Here is a 21,680-nt window from a genome sequence, read left to right as displayed (position 1 = left end):
CGGGCCTTGCCTGCCCTCAGGGAGTTTTTTCACATGACGACGATCGTATCCGTGCGTCGCGGTGAACAGGTCGCACTTGCCGGTGACGGCCAGGTATCGCTGGGTGATACGGTAATGAAAGGCAACGCCAGCAAGGTCCGCCGCCTCTACCGCGGTCAAGTCCTGGCCGGTTTCGCTGGTGGTACTGCCGACGCCTTTACCCTGTTCGAACGTTTCGAGTCTCAGCTGGAGAAATACCAGGGTCATCTGGTCAAGGCCGCCGTCGAGCTGGCCAAGGACTGGCGTACCGACCGTGCCCTGCGGCGTCTCGAAGCGATGCTTGCCGTCGCCGACAAGAACGCCTCGCTGATCATCACCGGTACCGGTGACGTGCTCGAGCCGGAGCGCGGCATCATCGCCATCGGCTCCGGCGGCAACTATGCCAAGTCGGCGGCGCTGGCCCTGCTCGAGAACACCGATCTGGGGGCCCGTGACATCACCGAGAAGTCACTGAACATTGCCGCCGATATCTGCGTCTACACCAATCATCACATCACGCTCGAAGAGCTGTGAGCAAAGAGTCCGGAGCCATGTCCCAATCCCAGATGACGCCTCGTGAAATCGTCCATGCGCTGGACCAGTACATCATCGGCCAGCACGATGCCAAGCGCGCTGTGTCCATTGCCCTGCGCAATCGCTGGCGTCGCATGCAGCTCGATGAGACGCTGCGCCAGGAAGTCACCCCCAAGAACATCCTGATGATTGGCCCCACCGGGGTGGGCAAGACCGAAATCGCCCGCCGTCTGGCCAAGCTGGCCCGCGCGCCGTTCATCAAGATCGAAGCGACCAAGTTCACCGAAGTCGGCTATGTTGGCCGCGATGTCGAATCGATCATCCGCGACCTGGTCGAGATGGCGATCAAGATGGTTCGCGAGCAGGCCAAGGAAGAAGTGGGCAACCGCGCCGAGGATGCCGCAGAGGATCGCATCCTGGATGCCCTGCTGCCCCGGCCGCGTGGCAGCGAGTACGACAGCGCCCGTGACGATTCCTCCACCCGTCAGATGTTCCGCAAGAAACTGCGCGAGGGACAGCTCGACGACAAGGAGATCGATATCGAGATCACGCCGCAATCTGCCGGCATCGACATCATGACTCCGCCGGGCATGGAGGAGATGACCAGCCAGTTGCAGAGCCTGTTCTCCAACATGGGCAAGCAGAAGACCGAGACCAAGCGGGTCAAGGTCAAGGACGCCTGGCAGTTGCTGCGTGACGAGGAAGCCGCCAAGCTGGTCAACGACGAGGAGATCAAGCGTCGTGCCGTCGAGGCCGTGGAACAGAACGGCATCGTCTTCCTCGACGAGATCGACAAGGTCGCCAAGCGCGGCGAGACCAGTGGTACCGATGTCTCCCGCGAGGGCGTGCAACGCGACCTGCTGCCGCTGATCGAGGGATCGACCGTCTCGACCAAGCACGGCATGATCAAGACCGACCATATCCTGTTCATCGCCTCCGGCGCGTTCCACCTCTCCAAGCCGTCCGACCTGATCCCCGAGTTGCAGGGTCGCCTGCCGATCCGTGTCGAACTCGAGGCGCTGTCGCCGGATGACTTCAAGCGCATCCTTACCGAGCCTTCCGCCGCGTTGACCAAGCAGTACCAGGCGCTAATGGCCACCGAGGGTCTGGAGATTGAGTTCACCGATGATGGCATCGCGCGCATCGCCGAGATCGCCTGGCAGGTCAACGAAGGGACTGAAAACATCGGCGCCCGCCGTCTGCACACGGTGATGGAGCGTTTGCTCGAAGAAGCCTCGTTCCAGGGGGGCGACATGCAGGGCCCGCTGGTCATCGATGCCGACTACGTCAACTCCCAGCTCGGCGAGCTGGCGATGGACGAAGACCTGTCACGGTATATCCTTTAAGCCATGCGCGACGCGCGTCGGGCCGCACCGCCCGCCCGAGCGCGTCGTTCCATGCTCGCAGCCAGGAGACAGTCATGAGCGCCCCTATTCCTACCCGCGTGCACTATCACAAGCAGGCCCGCGAGCTCGAGCTGGGCTATGCCAACGGCGAGAGCTACCGGTTGAGCGCCGAGTACCTGCGAGTCTATTCACCTTCGGCCGAGGTGCGCGGCCATGGGCCGGATACCGAAGTGCTGCAGATCGGCATGAAATACGTTGGCCTGCAGAACATTACCCAGACCGGACGCTACGCGCTCAAGCTGCATTTCGATGACGGTCACGACACGGGGCTATACAGCTGGGAGTATCTATACGACCTGGCGACACACCACGATGCCTACTGGGAGCAGTACCTGCGCCGCCTGGAAAAGGCCGGTGCGTCCCGGGAGCCATTGGGCATTCCCGTTAAACAGGTTTAGAACCCAGTGCGGCAAAACCGCTGACCAACCGGCGACGAAAAAGACAAACGCTACTGGGCGACGCTACAATGTCGCCCAGTTCTTTTTATTCCGCCCGGGCCCGACAAGGATCGACGACCAACATGGAAAAGCGTACGACTCACTTCGGCTATCAAGAGGTACCGGTCGAAGAGAAGGCTGCCAGAGTGGCTGATGTCTTTCATTCGGTGGCGGCTCGCTACGACATCATGAACGACCTGATGTCGCTGGGCATTCATCGCCTCTGGAAACGCCTCACACTGGAGCGCGCCGGCGTTCGCCGCGGCCACAGCGTGCTCGATATCGCCGGTGGCACCGGCGACCTGACTCTCAAGTTCTCGCGTCTGGTCGGCCCCACCGGTCGCGTGGTGTTGGCCGATATCAACCAGTCGATGCTTCAGGTAGGTCGCGACAAGTTGCTCGACAACGGCGTAGGCGGCAATGTCGAGTACGTTCAGGCCAACGCCGAGCGCCTACCCTTCCCCGACAATACCTTCGATTGCATCACCATTGCCTTCGGCCTGCGTAACGTCACCGACAAGGACGCCGCCCTGGCCTCGATGGCACGCGTGCTCAAGCCCGGCGGCCGTCTGCTGGTGCTGGAGTTTTCCAAGCCGGACAACCCGGTACTATCAAAGGTCTACGACAACTACTCCTTTAACGTACTGCCGCGCATGGGCCAACTGGTCGCCAACGACGCTGACAGCTACCGTTACCTGGCCGAATCGATCCGCATGCATCCCGACCAGGAAACGCTCAAGGCAATGATGGAAAATGCCGGGTTGGAGCGGGTGGAGTATACCAACCTGACGGGGGGCATCGTCGCCCTGCATCGCGGCATCAAGCTGTGAGGATTTCATGTCGTTGACCCCGACACTGCTGTTGGCCTGTGCCGAAAAATGCCTCAACGCCATGCTCTCCCGCGACCCGGCCGCGCCCACCCGCCTGCGCCGGCTAGCTGGCAAGCGGCTGCTGCTGCGTTTGGAGCAGCCTCGCATGGACCTGTTGGTGGCCTTTCACGACCATGGCCTGAGCCTGATGCGCCATCCTCATGCCGAGGAGGGCGATGCCAACGCCATCGTCGAGGTAGACAGCGAGGCACTGGGTAACCTGTTGGCCGGTGAACCGCTAGAGCGCTTGATGTTTAACGGCCGTCTGTCCATCCGCGGCCAGACGCATCTGCTCGAGGATGCCCGGGCCCTGCTCATGGATCTCGATCTCGACTGGGAAGGCGCACTGGCCGAATGGTTTGGCGACCTGCCCGCAAACAGCCTGGCCGAGGGCCTGCGCTGCTTCGCCCGTTTCGGGATGCGCAGTCAGCGCGAACTGCGTGCCGATCTCACCGAGTACATCTTCGAAGAGGCTCGCTTGCTGCCCGGCCACGCCCAGCGCGAAACACTGCGCGACCACTTGACCGAGCTCGAGGTCGCCACCGACCGGCTCGAAGCACGCCTGGCCCGCTTGCAGCGCAAGCTCGCCAACCATCAGGAGGCCAGCGAGTGAGCCTGCGTCTACTGCGCATCTTCTGGGTAGTGACCCTCTATCGCCTGGACACCCTGATTCCGTTGGAGCGGCTGCCGCCGCTGCTGCGCCTGGCATTTCGGCTATCGCCATTGCGGCTGTTTCCGACCCGTGGTCATTCACGTGGGCGACGTCTGCGCCTGGCCTTGGAGTCGCTGGGGCCGGTATTCATCAAGTTCGGCCAGATGCTATCGACACGCCGAGACCTGCTGCCACCCGATATCGCCGACGAGCTCAAGCGTCTTCAGGATCAGGTACCGCCGTTTCCCGGCGAACAGGCACGTGCCCTGATCGAAGAAGAGCTCGAACGCACCATTGATGAATGTTTCGCCGCATTCGACACGGTGCCGATGGCCTCGGCTTCCATCGCCCAGGTGCATGCAGCACGTCTGCACACTGGCGAGGACGTGGTGGTCAAGGTAATTCGCCCTCGCATCGAGTATGTCATGCGCCAGGACATCGGCCTGATGTACGCCTTCGCTCGCCTGCTCAAGCGCGTTCCTGAAGCACGCCGCCTGCGCCCGGTCGAAGTGGTGGAGGATTACGAGGCCACTCTGTTCGACGAGTTGGACCTGCGCAAGGAAGCTGCCAATACTTCGCAGCTCAAGCGCAACTTCAAGTATTCACCGCTGCTCTACGTGCCCGCCATCCACTGGCCGTTGACTCGTCAACGAGTCATGGTGCAGGAGCGCATCCACGGCATTCCTGTCGCCGACATGGAACAGCTCGCGGCTCAGGGCACCGACCTGCGCAAGCTGGCCGAGCGTGGCGTTGAGATTTTCTTCACCCAGGTATTCCGCGACAATTTTTTCCATGCCGACATGCACCCGGGCAATATCTTCGTGTCCCGCGAGGATCCTGAGGATCCGCAGTACATTGCTATCGACTGCGGGATTGTAGGCAGCCTGACCCGCGAGGATCAGGACTACCTGGCCCGCAATCTGCTCGCTTTCTTCCACCAGGACTATTACGAAGTCGCCGTGCTGCATATCGAATCGGGCTGGGTCGGCGAAGGCACCCGGGCCAACGAATTCGCCGCAGCGATCCGCGCCGTGTGCGAACCGATCCTTGAACGGCCGCTCAAGGAGATTTCCTTTGGCCAGGTACTGCTGGGCCTGTTCCAGACGGCGCGCCGATTCAACATGGAGGTCCAGCCTCAGCTCGTCCTGCTGCAGAAGACCTTGCTCAACATCGAGGGCCTGGGCCGTCAGCTCTACCCCGACCTGGACCTGTGGACCACTGCCCGCCCCTACCTCGAGCGCTGGATGAAGGATCGCGCCGGGCCACGTGGATTCTGGGCCTCGCTGCAGAAACAGGCGCCCGAGCTCAGCCAGCAGATTCCCGAGTTGCCAATGCTGGCGCACCAGGCCCTGTCACGGGCGGACAACGACCTGCGCCAGCGGCGTCAACAGGCCGAGGCACTGACCCGCCTCGACCAGCAGTTGGCCAGGGCGGGACGCAGCGGTCGCCGCTTGCGCCTCGGTCTGCTGATCCTTGCCCTGGCGCTGGCTTGGCAGCCACTGTCCGCATGGGCCATGAATCAGCCGTGGCCGGTACTGGCCGCCGCGATTGTGGGCGTGGTTCTGCTCGCCTGGCGATAGGCCAAAACTAAGGTATTGAAGTGCTTTGCTTTCTTCTACACTGACTTAGGATTGTCATCGATGAGCGATATTCTTCACCAGCTCGCCGAGGTGCTGGACCAGCGCCGCCATGCCGACCCGGAATCGTCTTATGTCGCCTCGCTGCATCACAAGGGGCTCAATAAGATTCTGGAAAAGGTGGGCGAGGAAGCGACCGAGACCATCCTTGCCGCCAAGGACGCCGAAAATGGCGTTGAGCGCGAACGTCAGGCAGTGGTCGCCGAAACCGCTGACCTGTGGTTTCATAGTCTGGTGATGCTGTCGCATCTGGGCATCGACTCGCAAGAGGTGCTCGATGAGCTGGCACGCCGTTTCGGTATATCCGGGCTGGACGAGAAGGCCGCCCGCACAACGAAATAATTGGGTTCCGGCCCGACGGGAGAACGACATATGTTAGGTGGTATCAGTATCTGGCAGTTGCTGATCGTGCTCGGCATCATCATCCTGATCTTCGGCACCAAGAAACTGCGCAACGTGGGCGGCGACCTGGGCGGTGCGGTCAAGGGCTTCAAGAAAGCCATGAACGATGACGACATCGACAAGGGCAAGGATGACGACACCACCCATCGCCAGGTCCAGCATGACGACAAGGGCGAGACATACGACGTCAAGCCCGAGCAGCGTGTCGAAGACAAGGAAGAGCGGAAATAACCCGCCATGTTCGATATCGGCTTTCTCGAACTGTTGATCATCGGCGTAGTGGGCCTGCTGGTGCTCGGTCCCGAGCGGCTACCCAAGGCCGCTCGCACCGTGGGCTTGTGGATCGGCAAGACCAAGCGCACCGTGGCCAACATGCAACGTGAAATCAATGCGCAACTGGAAGCCGAGGACCTTCGTCAGAAGCTCAGCGAGCAGGAGAAGAAGCTTAACGCGAGTCTCGACCGGGCACGTCAGGAAGTCGAAAGCTACGCCGACTCGCCTGCGAAAAAGACCCAGTCCGAGACCTCTCCTGATGGTACCGAGGCCAGTGGTGACGAATCGCTTCCACGCCAGAGCGAGGCTGGCAGCGGCGTTCCCCATGCCGTGCCGGCCGAGCATGAGCCGGTCGCACCGTCCACGACACCGACGTCTTCCACGGCCTCCGATGACAAGGACTCCCAGTCACGATGAGTGCAGCTCCCTCCCCGCGTGACAAGAAGCCGGAAACCGAACACGCCCAGGCTCCGCTGATCGAGCATCTCATCGAGTTGCGCTCGCGCCTGATGCGGGCCGTGATCGCCGTCGTGCTCATCTTTCTGGCCCTTTACGCGTTCTCGAACGATATCTATGCCTTCGTTGCCGACCCCTTGATGGCGCTGCTACCCGAAGGCTCGCAGATGATTGCCACCGAGGTGGCCTCGCCGTTCCTGGCCCCCTTCAAGTTGACGCTGGTGGTGGCCGTCTTCGTGGCCATTCCCTTTGTGCTACACCAGATGTGGTCCTTCGTCGCCCCCGGCCTCTACGAGAACGAGAAGATACTGGCGATACCGTTGCTGGTCTCGAGCGTAGCGCTGTTTTATGGCGGCGCGGCCTTCGCCTATTACGTGGTGTTTCCGCTGCTGTTCGACTTCTTCGTGCATACCGGCCCGGAGAACGTCGCGGTGATGACCGACATCAACCAGTACCTCAATTTCGTTCTCAAGCTGTTCTTCGCCTTCGGTATCGCCTTCGAGATACCCATCGCCACGTTCCTCTTGATCTGGACTGGCGCGACCACCGTCGAAAGCCTGTCGAAGAAGCGCCCTTACGTGATCCTCGGCTGCTTCGTCATCGGCATGCTCATGACGCCGCCGGACGTGATCTCGCAAAGCCTCTTGGCGATTCCCATGTGGCTGCTTTACGAAGTCGGTATCCTGTTCGGACGTGCCGTACGTCGCCGTCAAATCAGGAAAGAGCAAGAAGAAGAGGAAGCCCGGGATTGATACGCCAACCCCGCCAAACGGCGGGGTTGTTCGTTGATGGCTTCATCTAGTCCATCATTTCGCTGAGCTTGTCGACCAGCTTGAAGATACCCTTGGCCGCCTCGCTGATCCGCTCGGTCAGCATGAAGGCCGGCGTGGTGATCACCCGGTGCTCGCGGTCTATAACCACGTCCTCGACACTACAGCTCTTGTGCAACCCCCCCATGCTGCTGATGGCCCCGGCGACGCCGGCATCCTGCCCCACGGTGACGGGAATGGCTTTCCCCAGTAGCCGGGGCACCAGTACCGGCGCAATGCACATCATGGCGATGGGTTTTTCAGCCTCAAGAAACGGCATGATCTTGTCGCGTAGCTGTGGCAGGACAGTCATGTCGGATCCAGCTTCGGCAAAATCCGACAGGTTGCGAGCCACCCCAAAGCCGCCAGGCAGCACGACACCATCGAAATCTTCGGCCTCGAGTTCCTCCAGTGAGGCAATATCGCCACGTGCCAGGCGCGCTGACTCGACCAGCACGTTGCGTGACTCCTCGGGCATCGGCTCGTCGGTAAGATGGTTGATGGTCTGGCGTTGCTCGATATCGGGCGCAAAACAGCGATAACCGATACCCAGTTGATCCAGGCGCAGCAGTACCAAGGTCGTTTCGTAGATTTCCGAACCGTCCTGAACGCCGCAGCCGGATAGGATCACCGCAACCCGTTTGCTCATGCCGCTCTCCTTGTCTATTGCCGGCATCTTGCCGTTTCACTATCGTGAAGCCACCATGCCGGAATGCACGGCGAAATTACAATTTAGAAGGTCGCGCAAGGTGCGACAAGGCGCCAAAGGGATCCCATACCGCACCATTGCTATACTGGCAGACCATTTGCCGCTGCTGTCATCGTACTGTCACCGATCAGTCTCACACTCGATGCCACGGCGGTCGCGACCCAACGACTGGAGAAGGTGTTTTGAGTCAGCTCACTTCACGTCAGTACCCCGCGACACGCATGCGCCGCATGCGCAAGGATGACTTTTCGCGCCGCTTGATGCGCGAATCGACACTTACGCCGGATGACCTGATCCTGCCGGTCTTCGTGCTGGACGGTAACAATCGCCGCGAGGCCGTAGCCTCAATGCCTGGTGTCGAGCGCCTGTCGATCGACCTGCTGGTACAGGAGGCGCGCGAAGCCGCCTCGCTGGGTATCCCCGCCCTTGCGTTGTTCCCGGTAATCGACGCCAGCCACAAGAGCGAACTGGCCGAAGAGGCCTATAACGCCAGCGGCCTGGTTCAGCGTACAGTGCGGGCTATCAAGGACGCCTGTCCCGAACTGGGCATCATCACCGACGTGGCCCTTGATCCCTACACCAGCCACGGCCAGGACGGCATCCTCGACGAGCAGGGTTACGTGCTGAACGACCGCACCGTCGAGACCTTGCTCAAGCAGGCGTTGTCGCATGCCGAGGCCGGCGCAGACGTGGTCGCTCCGTCCGACATGATGGATGGCCGGATTGGCGCCATCCGTTCGGTACTCGAGCAGGAAAACCTGCACAACGCTCGGATTATGGCTTACTCGGCCAAGTACGCCTCGCGCTACTACGGCCCGTTCCGCGATGCGGTGGGCTCGGCAGCGAATCTCGGCAAGGCCGACAAGTGCACCTACCAGATGGATCCAGGCAACAGCGACGAAGCCATCCACGAAGTCGCCCTCGATATCGCCGAAGGCGCCGACATGGTCATGGTCAAGCCCGGCATGCCGTATCTGGACGTGGTCCGCCGCGTCAAGCAGGAGCTCAAGGTGCCGACCTTCGCCTATCAGGTCAGCGGCGAGTACGCGATGCATATGGCGGCGTTCGAAAACGGCTGGCTGGACGCCGACAGCGTAATCCTTGAGTCCCTGATGTGCTTCAAGCGAGCCGGCGCCGATGGTGTACTGACTTATTTCGCCAAGCGCGCGGCACAATTACTGAACCAATAACGGGAGAGCCGGCCCCGACTCTCTCATCGACACAGGAGCCTTTGCGATGGAAGAGTCGCGTGCCCAGGAACCGTCGGCCACCCAGGAAGACGGTCAGGAATCGCTCAACACCGAGTCGGTCAACGATGCACCGTTGCGGGTCAACCGGACCCGCACCGGCATTCACGCCAAACCGACACCTTCGCCGGAGGCCGACCTCAACGACTCTTCGCTCTATTTCAATCGCGAACTTTCCCACCTGCAGTTCAACATTCGCGTCCTCGAACAGGCACTGGATACATCGCACCCGCTGATCAATCGGCTGATGTTCCTGCTGATCTTCTCGTCGAATCTCGACGAGTTCTTCGAGATTCGCGTCGCCGGCCTGCAGCACCAGCGCATGCTGGGGCGCGAGGAGACCGGTGCCGACGGCATGACACCGAATCAGGTGCTCGCCGGGATCTCGCGCATCGCACATGATCAGGTTGAGCGCCAGTACCGGATCCTCAACGAATCGCTGATTCCTGCCCTGGAGGAGCAGCGCATACGCTTCATCCGCCGCAACCAGTGGACGGAGGCCCAGCGCGCCTGGGTTCTCGATTACTTTGAGGATGAGATCATGCCGGTGATCAGCCCCATCGGGCTCGATCCCTCACACCCCTTTCCGCGGCTGGTTAACAAGAGCCTAAACTTCATTGTCGAACTAGAAGGTACCGACGCCTTCGGTCGTCAGGGCGGGCTGGCGATCCTCCCCGCCCCGCGCTCATTGCCGCGCCTGATTCGCCTGCCGGCGGAACTCGCCGGCGAGGGCTTCACGGACTACATCTTCCTGTCGTCAATGATGCATGCCCATGCCCAGGAAGTATTTCCGGGCATGCAGGTGCGTGGCTGCTATCAGTTCCGTCTGACCCGTAATGCTGACCTGTCTGTCGATCCCGAGGAGGTCTCCGACCTGGCCTCGGCGCTACGCGGCGAACTGCTGGCGCGGCGCTATGGCGACGGCGTGCGACTGGAGGTCGCCGAGAACTGCCCCGATGACCTGGCAGCGTTCCTGCTCAAGCAGTTCGATCTGGAAGAGCAGGACCTGTATCGGGTGCACGGCCCGGTCAACCTGGCCCGGCTGATGGCATTGCTCGATGACGTGGATCGTCCCGACCTGCGCTACCGCCCATTCACCCCCGGCCTGCCAAAGAACCTCAGGCCGGACTGCAGCCTGTTTGACACCATTCGCCAGGGCGACGTGCTGCTTCATCACCCCTTCCAGTCGTTCACTCCCATTGAGGATCTGATGCGCGAGGCCGCTCGCGATCCGTCGGTGCTGGCCATCAAGCAGACGCTCTATCGCACTGGCGCGGATTCACCGATCGTTGGTGCGCTGGTCGATGCGGCACGCAACGGCAAGGAAGTCACGGTGGTCATCGAGCTGCGTGCCCGCTTTGACGAAGCCGACAACCTGGCCCTGGCATCGCGCCTGCAGGAAGCCGGCGCCATCGTTATCTACGGCGTGATGGCGTACAAGACCCATGCCAAAATGATGCACATTGTGCGTCGCGAAGGCGGCGAACTGCGTTACTACGCGCACCTGGGTACCGGCAATTATCACTCCAAGACGGCCAAGCTATACACCGACTACAGCCTGCTCACCGCCAACGAGACGCTGTGCGAAGACGTACATATGGTCTTTCAGCAGTTGTCGGGGATGGGCAAGCCGCGCAACATTCAGACGCTGCTGCACGCTCCGTTCGTCCTGCATGGCAAGCTGATCGAAATGATCCAGCGCGAGGCCAAGCTCGCCGAAAAGGGCAAGCGTGCCCACCTGATCATCAAGTGCAACTCGTTGACCGAGCCCAAGCTGATTCGCGCGCTCTACAGCGCCTCACGCGCTGGCGTGCAATGCGATCTGATCATTCGCGGAATGTGTTGTCTGCGCCCCGGCGTACCCGGGATTTCCGAAAACATACGCGTACGCTCGATCATTGGCCGCTTTCTTGAGCATACCCGGGTGTTCTACTTCGCCAATGGCGACAAACCGGAAGTCTGGGCGTCGAGTGCCGACTTCATGGAACGCAACATGTTCCATCGCGTCGAGACCTGCTTCCCCATCCTCGACAAGAAGCTGGCCCAGCGCGTGCGCAAGGATCTCGAAACCTACCTGGTCGATAACTGCCAGAGCTGGATTCTGTGCGAAGACGGCAGCTACCAGCGCAACGAATCCGGCGAGGCCGCCCCCATCAGCGCGCAGGAAACCCTACTCTATGCCTATGCAGCAAAGTCCTGAGCTGCCTTCTGAAGCAAGAAACCCACGGCGAATACCGTGGGTTTTCTTATTGTTGTGATGCGTGAAGGACGCCGACCGATGTCGGCGTCCCTGTCTCTTAGACGCCGATCTGGCCGCCGTCGGCCTTCTGGATCACAACCGTGGAGGCACGCGGGCGAACGTCGCCGCTGGTTACTGTAGTGGCGTCCTGCACGTTCGCATTGGGATCGGCCGGCCAGTTGCCCGGGTGCTGGATGTTGATGAACAGCGCGGTCTTGTCCGGCGTGGCGAAGATGCCCGTCACCTCACAGCCGTTCGGGCCTACCGCGAAACGCTTGAGCTGCGCCTGGTCACTGGCGTCAATCACCGCCGCGTCGCCTTCGGCCAGGCTGACCGAAGACGGCACCACCGCCAGTAGCTGGTCGTTAGTGTAGTTGGCTACCCCGTCGTAGCCGTTATCGGTTTCGATCCACAGGATGCCCTGGCCATCACCACGATCGTCGTACCACAAGCCGTCGGGGCTGGCGAACTGGTTGAGTTCGGTCAAGCCAGACAAATTGTTGGAATCCGTAGCCGCCGCGCCGAAGACAAATACTTCCCACTCGAAGGTGGTCTCGTCTGGCGACGGCTCGCGCCAGCGGATGACCTGACCGCCTTCATTGTCGGGACGCGGGTTCGGGCCATTAACCGGAGCAGTGGCGTAACCTACACCCAGCTCATCGATATCACTACCGCTGTTAGTGTAGGTCGGGGCCGTGCCTGCCTCGGTACGCTGGCTATTGTTAGTCAGCGTCATGTAGACCTCACCGGAAACCGGATCGACAGCGCCCCACTCCGGGCGGTCCATCGGCGTAGCCCCCATCAGGTCGGCGGCGTCACAGGTGTGGATGATGATTCCGGCCAGGTCGTCGCTGGCCAGACCCAGAGCGGTGGAGAGGCGCTGACCATCCTGAGTAGTTGCATCCGGCGTCAGTGGCAACCACTGACCGGTACCGTCGGCATTAAATTTGGCAACGTAGAGCGTGCCTTGGTCCATGTATTTGGCGCCGATAGCCAGGCGGTCATAGTTGCCACCGGCCTGGTTGGCATCAGCGGGGTCCCAGAGAGCGTCTGAGACGAACTTGTAGATGTACTCGTTACGTGAATCGTGACCGGAATAGAAGACCACCGGCTCGCCTTCGACCAGCTTGCCCGGCCAGCAACCTTCGTGGCGGAAACGTCCCAATGCAGTGCGCTTGACGGCACGCGTATTGGTGTAGGGGTCGATTTCGACGATATACCCGAATGTGCGCGGCTCGTTGCGGTAATCGTCGGCTGCAGTAGCGCCGCTGGGCGTGGCATTGAAGCGTGAGAATTCGTTCTGAGTCTCGCCGGCGGCACCAGCTGCGGTTTCCCAACCATACCGTCCGCGTCCGGTCGGAATATCCAGACGGTCATCGTCCATCTCGCGACCGCTATCCTTGACGAAGACTTCGGGCCAGTTCTCTTCGCAGGTGAGGTAGGTGCCCCACGGGGTATAACCGCTGGCACAGTTGTTGTTAGTACCGCGAGTCATAGTGCCATCGGAAGAATAGGCGGTAACGACATAGTCGCTACCCGCCACCGGACCGCTCAATTCCATCGGGGTGGCGCTGGTAAAACGCCGGTTATACGGCGAATTTGGGACATGGGTCCAAGTACCATTCGACTGCTTCTGTACGCGAACGATGGTCACGCCATGGGCATTGATTTCAGTGCGTACTTCGTCGGCAGGACGTGCGCCGCTGTCCGCATTTGTCGCACCACCTTGCGGTGCCCACAGTGCACTTTGATCGATGTACTCATTGTTCAGGGCGAGAAGGAAATCACTGGAGGCCTCAGCTTCACTCAGCGGGAAATGGTACATGCCGTCATGCTGCATACCGACGCTGTTGGCCTGAATTTCCGACGTCATTGTACGGTCGGCGCTCCAGTCCGGCGCCATATTGTTCAGTGGCGTACCCCAGGGAATCAGGACCTGAGCGGTGTAACCTTCGGGCACAACTACGGCATCGGTCATCGAGCCGGCGATGGACTCAAAGGCCAGCGCCAATGCGGTCTTTTCCGGCAGCTCTCCCGCTTGTGCCTCGCCACCGTCGTCGCTGTCGCTGCAGCCCGCCAGGCCGAAACCACCCAGTACCGACATCGCAGCGACGCCAAGGCCACCTTGCATGATGCTGCGACGCGAGACGTGCTTTTCCAGAATGGAAGAGAACGGTTCGTTGGCGCTGCGGTTCAAGACGCGGTGATTCTCGATTTCCTTGCTCATGATCCCCTCGCTAAGTAGGTACGGTAGACAGATTTTTTCTGTTTGCAACTTCAGCCTGACGTGAGGAGAGACGTTAGATTGGAAAAATGACAAGCAGGTTAACGAACAAGGACAAAGCCAAGTATTTATCGTGAAAAAAAAGGTCTCGATTCCATCACAAAAGTGTCATGGTTCAGTCACTAACATTCTAAAAAGGAAGCCCACTCGGTAGCTTTCTTGAACACCATCGCGCTCACTAACCGCCCACCGGGCAAAAAGAGTCCGTCCAGTATGGCTTTGCTTACTAACCGAAAGACACCCCGTGCGACCAACAAGTTATCGCGCAAAGCCCCTCTTTTTTCGCGCCGCGATGTGCTGCAGGGCGGCGGTGCTGCGTTGTTGATGCCTTGGTTCGCCGGTTGCGCCACGACTGGGCAAGAGCGCCAATTGAAAACCGGGAGTGGTTCGGCCCGAATCGACCTGCTTTATTATGCCGATACGCTGGATACCCGCCAGCCCGAGTATCCCATCGTCCCCGCGACGCGCCTGGGGCCCAGTGAGCGACTGGGCCAGGCCCCCTGGGCAACCGCTACCAGCGTGGTGACCCTGACCGGCCCTCTGGATACAACGACACGCCAACTCACCGACCCGGCTCTGGCGGTACAACAGCGCTTTGGTGGATACGCCAGACTGGCTACCAAGCTGGCGTATCTGCGTCGGCGCTTGGGCCCGCAGACGTTGACACTGGAAAACGGCCAGTGCTGGAACGGCAGTGGCCTAAGCTATTTCACCCGGGGCCGCTCCGGCGTTACCGGAAGCCACTTGCTAGGCGCCGACGCTCGAGTCAGCAGTAACGAGCGCCATATCTGGGCGGATAGCATCGCCGCCCGCTACCGTGAGTTCGCCTCCCCGGTACTAGGCACACTCACGCCGGAGCAGAACCCCGAAGGGTTGGTTACACCATTCTCACTATTCGAGCGTGGTGGCGTGACCGTTGCGGTTGTCGGCGTCAGCGACCCCTACGCCTACGACGAGACCCGCGGCCTGGACGCCTGGTACGACGATGCCCGTCGCCAGGTCCAGCAGGCCCGTGAAAAGGCCGATCTGGTCGTGGTGCTTGCCGATGTCGGCACCGGTCCGGGCCTGTGGCTGGCCGAGCGCCTGAATGATGCCGACCTAATGCTGTGCGCACGCGGGCAGGATTTCTGGCCGCAAACCATCGACGTGACCCGCCGCAACGGCAGCCCTATTCCGGTATGCCTGGCCGGCACTCGAGGCATCGGCCTATACCATCTCGACTGCCGCTTCCATGATGGGCACTGGCAGGTTGCCGCAAAGTTTCATGCGGTTTCCCAAGAAACGCTGAGTGGCGAGGAAGCCCGCGAGGCTAATGCCCTCCAGGCCCAGCTGGATGCGGAACGCGCCCCCTATGCAGAATGGCTCGACCGCCCCCTGGCACGCGCGCCTGAATGGCTTTGGCGACGCGATGTGGTCAGCGGCAGTTGGGATGCCCTGGTCAGCGCCGCACTGCGTCAGGAAGTGGCGGACGTCCACACGTTGTCGCCCGGCTTGCGCTATGACGTGGTAGTCGCACCCGGCGACGCGATTACCCGTGAACATCTGATCGTGCTCAGTGGCGGGCATGACGCCCCGGTCTTTACGGTCAATGCCGATAACGAGTCGGTTCGCTCGCTCTTCGAGCGCGCCTGCGACCAGAGCTTCGGTTATCCGTTATTGCTCGATAATGCCGAGGACCTGCCTCGCCTCGACGCTACCGACTGGCAATGCCGCTACGGCGCCGACATCGGTCACCGGATCACCCTACCTATCGGCGACATTCCGCAATTGGTGACCTGGAGCATTCGTCCCGGCGCCCCCGAAGGTGAGCCCCTGTGGCAGGTCATGGAGCGCTTTCTGAGTGCCCAGCCGACGGACTGGTCGTTGCCGCCCCGCCCCGCAGGTACGCTCACCTATATTGAAGGGCACCCCGGCTGGCATCCGGAAGCCCGACTCGGCTCATGAACACGCTTCGCGTTCTGCTTACGCCCCTCGCGCGGCTGAACCCGGTATGGCGCTGGTTGGCCTGGTGCCTGCTTGCCTGGCTAAGCGCACGCGTATTCGCCGATGGTGCCAGCCTGGTCTGGCGTCTCTCCCACTCCTCCACGGCGATAACATCGGCGTATACGCCTCCCGTGGCGACGTTACCAGTCGTGGGCAACACGCTATGGCAACGCGACCTTTCTGCTCAGGGTCCGGCGCTCCCGCTGACCCGCCTGCCCCTGACCATCGTCGGCGTAGCGCGCGGCATGCCCCTGAGCCGTTCGGTGCTCATCCTGGACATGCCCACCGGTCAGCAGGTCGTGACACTAGGTGAGCGCATCGACGACCAGGTGCGCCTCGTCGACATCACCGATGAAGGCCTGACTCTCGATAACCGCGGGCGTCAGGAAAGCCTTCCATGGCCACAGGCTCAGCCTGCCGATAGCGCCCCCATCGTCTCCATAGACTCACAGTCGCCAGCCGCTCCGGCACCTTCGTCCCAAGCCGGCGACGCTGACGCCACCCCGCGGCCGGTCGATTGGCCAGACAAGGCGTTTACGTCCCGCTTCGGTGATGACTATCTCCAGTCGCTGTTCAACGACCCCACGCCACTGCTGCGCTACTTCCAGGCGGCTCCGGTGTTGGAAGACCAACAGCTAAAGGGCTACCGCTTGCGCCCCGGCACCGATGCCTCGCTGTTTGAGGTTCTGCCGCTGGAAAGCGGCGATGTTCTTACGGCTATCGAGGGGCATCCCATACGCGAAGGCGATGCCTTCCCCCTGATTCAGAAGCGTCTGCGTCAGGCCCGTTCGCTACATGTCCAGTTGCAGCGCGACGGACGACCGATCACGTTGAAAGTGGAGTTTTCCTCATGACGATCCGACATACGTTCGTCGCCTTCCTGCTCACGACGGCCGTTTCGTCGGCGCTCGCCCAGACGGTCAATCCTACTGACACCAACAGCGGCGCACCGCGCTACGAGATCGATTACAACGATGTCAGTCTGCAGGAATTCATCGACAGCGTCGGTCGCATCACTGGCAAGCATTTCATTGTCGACCCCCGAGTGCGCGGCAACATCAGCCTCGAAAGCCAACGTAGCCTGAGCGCCGACGAACTCTATCGCGTATTCCAGAACCAGCTGCAGATCAACGGCTATGCCACGATCGAGCTTGGCGACGACCAGGTACGCATCGTGCCCGACCAGGTGGCACGCAGCCAGCCGCTACCGCTGGGCAATGAAACCGACAGTGGCAATGTCATGGCCACTCAGGTCATCGAAACCCAACACCTCGATGCCGCAACCCTGGCGAACATTCTTCAGCCACTGGTCGATGCCCGCGTCGGCACGATTACCCCGTATCCGGACAGCAATATGGTGGTGGTCACTGACTGGCGTGACAATCTGCAGCGCCTGACCCGATTGGCAACGCTGCTCGACAGTAACCGCGACACCGGTGCCGAGGTGATAACGCTAGATTATGCGGATGCCGAGGAACTGGCCGAGACCATCGATAGCGCACTTCAGGGGACCGGCGGCGAAACCCGGGTGATTGCCGCACCGCGCGCCAATGCCCTGGTGGTATTCGGCAGTCAGCGCGACCGGCAGCGCGCCCAGCGCCTGGTTGCCGCCCTCGACAAGCCCAGCGAGCACCAGAGCACCAACACCCGGGTTATCTATCTCAATCACGCCAGTGCCGAGACCGTGGTCGAGGTGCTGCGTAACCTGCGTGACGGAGGCGGCTATGTCTCCAGCATCGAAACAGCCGACACCGATGCCCACAATGTGCCAGGCATGCCGGTTGGCGGCGAGAATGTCCCGCCAGGTAACGAGGGCTCGACGCTGGGTAATGAGGGCATCACCACGCGCGCCCGGCGAGTGATCGCTAGCGATAGCGTAGCCTTTGCGGTACACCCCTCCACCAACGCACTGGTACTGACCGGCCCATCCTCGCGGCTGGACGCCTATCAAAGCATCATTGAGCGCCTCGACATACGTCGTGCCCAGGTCGCCGTCGAGGCGATCATCGCCGAGATAACAGAATCCCGGGCACGCGAACTCGGTGTACAGTGGTTATTCGCCGATACCAGCGGCAGCGGTACCTTTCCCGTCGGTAGCGTTAACTATGCGACTTCCTCCTCGGCAGGCATCAACCAGATCGCCGGGGCCATAGCCACCGATGACACCAGCGCACTGGGCTCGCTGCTCGGTAGCCTGAATGGCGTCACGCTGGGCGTCGGCCGCCTCAGCGACAGCGGCATCAGCTTCGCCGCCCTGCTCAATGCCCTGCGCAGCGACACCGACACCAACCTGCTTTCCACGCCGTCATTGACCACACTCGACAATGCCGAGGCCTATATCCTGGTCGGCCAGGAAGTGCCCTTCGTGACTGGCTCGACCACCGTCGACAATGCCAACCCCTACCAGACCATCGAGCGCGAGGATGTCGGCATCAGCCTGCATATACGACCGTCGATCAGCGCCGACAACACCATTCGCATGGAGATCACCCAGGAAGTTTCGTCGATCGCTGATAACGTGGATGCCAGTGATGTAGTCACCAACAAGCGCGAGATCGAGACCACCGTGCTCACCCAGGATGGCGGCATCATCGTGCTTGGCGGCCTGATCAGCAATCAGAGCAGCGATACCCAGCAGCGCGTGCCACTGCTGGGAGACATCCCGCTGCTCGGCAACCTGTTTCGCTATTCGAGCCGCTCCAACGAAAAGCAGAACTTGATGGTCTTCATCCGCGCCCGCGTGTTACGCGATGCCCAGACCCTAAATGCCGCTACGGCGGAGAAGTACCGCTTCATGCGCGCCCAGCAGCTGCTCAACGATTTCGATGCCGACCAGACCCTGCCGGAACTGGATACTCAGAACACGAGCCTGTCACTAAACCACCTCTATCCATCGGCGCGTGATCGGCTGGGGGCGCTGGCGCCATGAATACACCACTGGAAAGCCTCCCGGCGGCTTCATCGGCGCCGGAGCTGAAGGCCCCTGCCAGCGAGAAGATGCTGCCCTATCGCTTGGCGCGGCGTGGCGGGGCCGCTATAGAATGGCACGACGCGGGATACCATCTGTTCTGCCGCGAGGATGTCGACATCGTCACCCTGCAGGAAATCCAGCGCGTCCATGGCGACCCGCTGAGTTGCGAGTGGCTGAGTAACGATGCTTTCGACAGCCGACTCGGGCGTCTCTACGATGCCAGTCGCGCCAGCACCGAAGCCCTGATGGAGGGGCTCGCCGAGCACGTGGACCTCGACCATCTGTTGCAGGAACTGCCGCGCACAGAGGATCTCCTCGACGCCGAAAACGAAGCCCCGGTCATCCGCTTGATCAATGGCATCTTTTCAGAAGCCCTGCGCCTGGAAGCGTCGGATATTCACGTCGAACCCTTCGAACACGAACTGACGGTACGGCTACGTGTGGATGGGGCGCTGCGCGTCGCGCTGCGCCCGCCACGCGTCCTGGCGCCAATGCTGATCTCGCGCATCAAGGTCATGGCCAAGCTCGACATTGCCGAAAAGCGCCAGCCCCAGGACGGACGCATTACCGTGCGCACGGCAGGACGGCACGTCGATATCCGCGTCTCGACGCTGCCCGGGATCCACGGTGAACGCGTCGTCATGCGTCTGCTCGACAAGCAGGCCTCGATGCTCGACCTGAGCACCATCGGCATGCCCGACCGCATGCTTGAGGCCTACCGGGCGACGCTGGCCCGGCCCAACGGCATCCTGCTCAATACCGGCCCCACCGGCTCGGGCAAGACCACCACACTCTATGCCAGCCTGGCGCACCTCAACGACAGCCAGCGCAACATTCTTACCGTCGAGGACCCCGTAGAATACGCCATACCCGGCATCGGCCAGACGCCGGTCAACCCGCATGCCGGGCTGACCTTCGCCCGGGGGCTGCGCGCCATCCTGCGCCAGGACCCCGACGTGATCATGATCGGTGAGATCCGCGACGTGGAAACCGCGGCGATTGCAGTCCAGGCCAGCCTCACCGGCCATCTGGTGCTTTCCACCCTGCATACCAACAGCGCACTGGGCGCCGTGACCCGCTTGCGTGACATGGGCATCGAACCGTTCCTGCTCGCGACCAGCCTCAAGGGCGTGATGGCCCAACGCCTTGTCCGGCGGCTGTGTCCGGATTGCCGACGCTGGCGGGACATTACCGCCGCCGACACAGGGCGGCTCAAGGGCATGGGAACACTCGGGCGTATCGCCGAGCCGGTCGGCTGCGAGACCTGTTACCACACCGGATTCCGGGGCCGCCTGGGCATCTACGAGTTCATTGCCATCGATGACACCCTGGCGACGATGATTCACGACGGCGCAACCGAATCGGACATGGCCCGGCATGCCTTCGCCACGCACATGACACTGGTGCAGTGCGCCGTGAACCGCCTTCAGGCCGGGGAAACCAGTGTCGACGAGGTGCTGCGGGCAATTCACCAATAAGCGACCGAAAACTGCAACAAGACTCTGGCACGCTCACGCGTGGAAAGGAAAACCAGCACGAGAAGCCGCATGCCGACCTATCGTTATCTTGCCCTGACCCCTGAAGGCGCTCGCCGAAGAGACGTCTTGCAGGCCGATAGCGAGCGTCAGGCGCGCCAGTTGCTGCGTGACCAAGGCCTCTTCCCGCGCCAGCTGATACCGGTCCGCGACAAGACGAAAAGCGCTTCTCGACGCGGCCGGGTGGACAACGAAACGCTGGCCCTACTGACCCGCCAGCTAGCGACGCTGGTCGATGCCGGCATTCCGATCGGCGACGCCCTCGATGCGCTGTCACGGCAAGCCCAGAAAGAGCGCCCCCGCGCCATGCTGCTGGATATCGTGGCTCGCATTCGCGAAGGCTATAGCCTGGCAGACAGCCTGGGCACGCATCCGGCCACCTTCGATACGCTCTATCGCTCGCTGGTTGCAGCCGGAGAGCGGGCCGGGCGCCTCGCCCAGGTTCTGGAGCGCCTGGCCGACCATCTGGAGCGGGTCCAGCAGCAGCGTCAGAAGGCGCGCACTGCGCTGGTCTATCCCTTGGTGCTTGTGGCCGTGTCAATCGCCGTCGTCGTGGGCCTGATGACCTACGTCGTGCCTCGTCTCGCCGAGCAATTCGAACGTTCTGACATGGCGTTGCCCTGGCTGACCCGCGCACTGATCGCCGTCTCCGAATTTCTTCAGCTCGCCGGTCCGGGGTTGCTGGTCGCTGGCGTGCTCGGCGCCCTGATCACGCAACGGCTGTTGCGTCGGCGCGCCGTGCGACATCGCTGGCATGCCTGGTTACTACGCCTGCCGCGCCTGGGCGAGTTGATCGTGCTACTGGATACCGCCCGCCTGACGCGCACGCTGGCCATCCTGGCCCGCAGCGGCATCCCTCTGCTCGACGCGCTCAAGGTCAGCCGCGACACCCTCGGCAACCTGGTGATGCGTAACGCCGTCGATATTCTGGCCGAACGTATCGCCACCGGGGTCAGCCTCAACCGCGCCATGATCGAGACCGGGCATTTTCCGCCGACCATGTTGCACATGATCGCCAGCGGCGAATCCAGCGGTACGCTCGACCGCATGCTGGAGCGTGTGGCCGATACTCAGGAAACCTCTTTCAATCGACGCATCGACATGGCGCTGGCCCTGTTCGAACCCGTGATGATCCTGACCATGGGCGGCGTCGTGCTGACCATTGTCCTGGCCATTCTGCTCCCGATCATGCGTCTTAACGGCGCCATGCAATATTGAA

19 protein-coding genes are annotated in these 21,680 nt (G+C 61.6%); 17 read left to right on the top strand and 2 right to left on the bottom strand.

Features of this window, described 5'->3' with window-relative positions:
* The first annotated feature begins 33 nt into the window (after window positions 1–33).
* From hslV to tatC, 10 genes are all read left to right on the top strand, one after another.
* Window positions 34–552, top strand: a complete 519-nt coding sequence (gene hslV, locus F568_RS0115440; protein WP_019019655.1) for an ATP-dependent protease subunit HslV — start codon at window positions 34–36, stop codon at window positions 550–552.
* 17 nt (window positions 553–569) lie between these two features.
* Entirely contained in the window at window positions 570–1,898 is a 1,329-nt protein-coding gene (gene hslU, locus F568_RS0115435) for an ATP-dependent protease ATPase subunit HslU (protein ID WP_019019654.1), read from the top strand.
* Window positions 1,899–1,972: 74 nt separating this feature from the next.
* Entirely contained in the window at window positions 1,973–2,356 is a 384-nt protein-coding gene (locus tag F568_RS0115430) for a gamma-butyrobetaine hydroxylase family protein (RefSeq protein ID WP_019019653.1), read from the top strand.
* A gap of 122 nt (window positions 2,357–2,478) precedes the next feature.
* Window positions 2,479–3,225: a bifunctional demethylmenaquinone methyltransferase/2-methoxy-6-polyprenyl-1,4-benzoquinol methylase UbiE gene (gene ubiE / locus F568_RS0115425; protein WP_019019652.1), complete on the top strand. Its 747-nt coding sequence runs from the start codon at window positions 2,479–2,481 to the stop codon at window positions 3,223–3,225.
* A gap of 7 nt (window positions 3,226–3,232) precedes the next feature.
* On the top strand, window positions 3,233–3,877 hold the full coding sequence (locus F568_RS0115420) for a ubiquinone biosynthesis accessory factor UbiJ (RefSeq protein WP_019019651.1): 645 nt from the start codon (window positions 3,233–3,235) through the stop codon (window positions 3,875–3,877).
* A complete protein-coding gene (gene ubiB / locus F568_RS0115415; RefSeq protein ID WP_019019650.1) occupies window positions 3,874–5,496 on the top strand; it encodes a ubiquinone biosynthesis regulatory protein kinase UbiB in 1,623 nt (540 codons plus the stop codon). Before F568_RS0115420 ends, ubiB begins: the two co-directional genes overlap by 4 nt.
* Before the next feature lie 60 nt (window positions 5,497–5,556).
* On the top strand, window positions 5,557–5,895 hold the full coding sequence (locus tag F568_RS0115410; RefSeq protein ID WP_019019649.1) for a phosphoribosyl-ATP diphosphatase: 339 nt from the start codon (window positions 5,557–5,559) through the stop codon (window positions 5,893–5,895).
* Between the two features lie 30 nt (window positions 5,896–5,925).
* Window positions 5,926–6,186 carry a Sec-independent protein translocase subunit TatA gene (gene tatA / locus F568_RS0115405; RefSeq protein WP_019019648.1) on the top strand — a complete coding sequence of 87 codons (261 nt, stop codon included), beginning with the start codon at window positions 5,926–5,928 and terminating at the stop codon, window positions 6,184–6,186.
* Window positions 6,187–6,192: 6 nt separating this feature from the next.
* Window positions 6,193–6,645, top strand: coding sequence for a Sec-independent protein translocase protein TatB (gene tatB, locus F568_RS0115400; protein WP_019019647.1), 453 nt, complete (start codon window positions 6,193–6,195; stop codon window positions 6,643–6,645).
* On the top strand, window positions 6,642–7,436 hold the full coding sequence (gene tatC / locus F568_RS0115395) for a twin-arginine translocase subunit TatC (protein ID WP_019019646.1): 795 nt from the start codon (window positions 6,642–6,644) through the stop codon (window positions 7,434–7,436). Before tatB ends, tatC begins: the two co-directional genes overlap by 4 nt.
* Window positions 7,437–7,482: 46 nt before the next feature.
* Here the strand turns inward: tatC and elbB are convergent, their stop codons facing one another.
* A complete protein-coding gene (elbB, locus tag F568_RS0115390; protein ID WP_019019645.1) occupies window positions 7,483–8,142 on the bottom strand; it encodes an isoprenoid biosynthesis glyoxalase ElbB in 660 nt (219 codons plus the stop codon).
* Window positions 8,143–8,423: 281 nt separating this feature from the next.
* Between elbB and hemB the strand changes: the two genes are divergently transcribed.
* On the top strand, window positions 8,424–9,392 hold the full coding sequence (gene hemB, locus F568_RS0115385; RefSeq protein ID WP_507236283.1) for a porphobilinogen synthase: 969 nt from the start codon (window positions 8,424–8,426) through the stop codon (window positions 9,390–9,392).
* Window positions 9,393–9,438: 46 nt separating this feature from the next.
* Window positions 9,439–11,649: a polyphosphate kinase 1 gene (ppk1, locus tag F568_RS0115380; protein WP_019019643.1), complete on the top strand. Its 2,211-nt coding sequence runs from the start codon at window positions 9,439–9,441 to the stop codon at window positions 11,647–11,649.
* Window positions 11,650–11,746: 97 nt separating this feature from the next.
* Here the strand turns inward: ppk1 and F568_RS0115375 are convergent, their stop codons facing one another.
* The gene (locus F568_RS0115375) at window positions 11,747–13,915 is read right to left on the bottom strand and encodes a PhoX family protein (RefSeq protein ID WP_019019642.1); all 2,169 of its coding nucleotides are present in this window, start codon (window positions 13,913–13,915) and stop codon (window positions 11,747–11,749) included.
* Window positions 13,916–14,185: 270 nt separating this feature from the next.
* Between F568_RS0115375 and F568_RS0115370 the strand changes: the two genes are divergently transcribed.
* From F568_RS0115370 to gspF, 5 genes are all read left to right on the top strand, one after another.
* Complete coding sequence (locus F568_RS0115370) at window positions 14,186–15,916, top strand: bifunctional UDP-sugar hydrolase/5'-nucleotidase (protein WP_019019641.1); 1,731 nt, start codon at window positions 14,186–14,188, stop codon at window positions 15,914–15,916.
* The gene (locus tag F568_RS0115365) at window positions 15,913–16,809 is read left to right on the top strand and encodes a type II secretion system protein N (RefSeq protein ID WP_019019640.1); all 897 of its coding nucleotides are present in this window, start codon (window positions 15,913–15,915) and stop codon (window positions 16,807–16,809) included. Before F568_RS0115370 ends, F568_RS0115365 begins: the two co-directional genes overlap by 4 nt.
* The gene (gene gspD / locus F568_RS0115360) at window positions 16,806–18,884 is read left to right on the top strand and encodes a type II secretion system secretin GspD (protein ID WP_019019639.1); all 2,079 of its coding nucleotides are present in this window, start codon (window positions 16,806–16,808) and stop codon (window positions 18,882–18,884) included. Before F568_RS0115365 ends, gspD begins: the two co-directional genes overlap by 4 nt.
* Window positions 18,881–20,404, top strand: coding sequence for a type II secretion system ATPase GspE (gene gspE, locus F568_RS0115355; protein ID WP_019019638.1), 1,524 nt, complete (start codon window positions 18,881–18,883; stop codon window positions 20,402–20,404). The genes gspD and gspE overlap by 4 nt, the downstream gene beginning before the upstream one ends.
* Before the next feature lie 69 nt (window positions 20,405–20,473).
* Window positions 20,474–21,679, top strand: a complete 1,206-nt coding sequence (gspF, locus tag F568_RS0115350) for a type II secretion system inner membrane protein GspF (RefSeq protein ID WP_019019637.1) — start codon at window positions 20,474–20,476, stop codon at window positions 21,677–21,679.
* Window position 21,680 lies beyond the last annotated feature (1 nt).

This window comes from Modicisalibacter luteus DSM 23508 (assembly GCF_000378505.1).
GTDB lineage: Bacteria > Pseudomonadota > Gammaproteobacteria > Pseudomonadales > Halomonadaceae > Modicisalibacter > Modicisalibacter luteus.
The sequence above is the reverse complement of the archived record's forward strand: the minus strand, read 5'-3'. Positions and strand labels throughout refer to the sequence as shown.

Coding starts and splice junctions, on each gene's coding strand:
- hslV (WP_019019655.1), top strand. CDS start 34: ATGACGACGATCGTATCCGTGCGTCGCGGTGAACAGGTCGCACTTGCC.
- hslU (WP_019019654.1), top strand. CDS start 570: ATGTCCCAATCCCAGATGACGCCTCGTGAAATCGTCCATGCGCTGGAC.
- F568_RS0115430 (WP_019019653.1), top strand. CDS start 1,973: ATGAGCGCCCCTATTCCTACCCGCGTGCACTATCACAAGCAGGCCCGC.
- ubiE (WP_019019652.1), top strand. CDS start 2,479: ATGGAAAAGCGTACGACTCACTTCGGCTATCAAGAGGTACCGGTCGAA.
- F568_RS0115420 (WP_019019651.1), top strand. CDS start 3,233: ATGTCGTTGACCCCGACACTGCTGTTGGCCTGTGCCGAAAAATGCCTC.
- F568_RS0115410 (WP_019019649.1), top strand. CDS start 5,557: ATGAGCGATATTCTTCACCAGCTCGCCGAGGTGCTGGACCAGCGCCGC.
- tatA (WP_019019648.1), top strand. CDS start 5,926: ATGTTAGGTGGTATCAGTATCTGGCAGTTGCTGATCGTGCTCGGCATC.
- tatB (WP_019019647.1), top strand. CDS start 6,193: ATGTTCGATATCGGCTTTCTCGAACTGTTGATCATCGGCGTAGTGGGC.
- tatC (WP_019019646.1), top strand. CDS start 6,642: ATGAGTGCAGCTCCCTCCCCGCGTGACAAGAAGCCGGAAACCGAACAC.
- elbB (WP_019019645.1), bottom strand. CDS start 8,142: ATGAGCAAACGGGTTGCGGTGATCCTATCCGGCTGCGGCGTTCAGGAC.
- hemB (WP_507236283.1), top strand. CDS start 8,424: ATGCGCCGCATGCGCAAGGATGACTTTTCGCGCCGCTTGATGCGCGAA.
- ppk1 (WP_019019643.1), top strand. CDS start 9,439: ATGGAAGAGTCGCGTGCCCAGGAACCGTCGGCCACCCAGGAAGACGGT.
- F568_RS0115375 (WP_019019642.1), bottom strand. CDS start 13,915: ATGAGCAAGGAAATCGAGAATCACCGCGTCTTGAACCGCAGCGCCAAC.
- F568_RS0115370 (WP_019019641.1), top strand. CDS start 14,186: ATGGCTTTGCTTACTAACCGAAAGACACCCCGTGCGACCAACAAGTTA.
- F568_RS0115365 (WP_019019640.1), top strand. CDS start 15,913: ATGAACACGCTTCGCGTTCTGCTTACGCCCCTCGCGCGGCTGAACCCG.
- gspD (WP_019019639.1), top strand. CDS start 16,806: ATGACGATCCGACATACGTTCGTCGCCTTCCTGCTCACGACGGCCGTT.
- gspE (WP_019019638.1), top strand. CDS start 18,881: ATGAATACACCACTGGAAAGCCTCCCGGCGGCTTCATCGGCGCCGGAG.
- gspF (WP_019019637.1), top strand. CDS start 20,474: ATGCCGACCTATCGTTATCTTGCCCTGACCCCTGAAGGCGCTCGCCGA.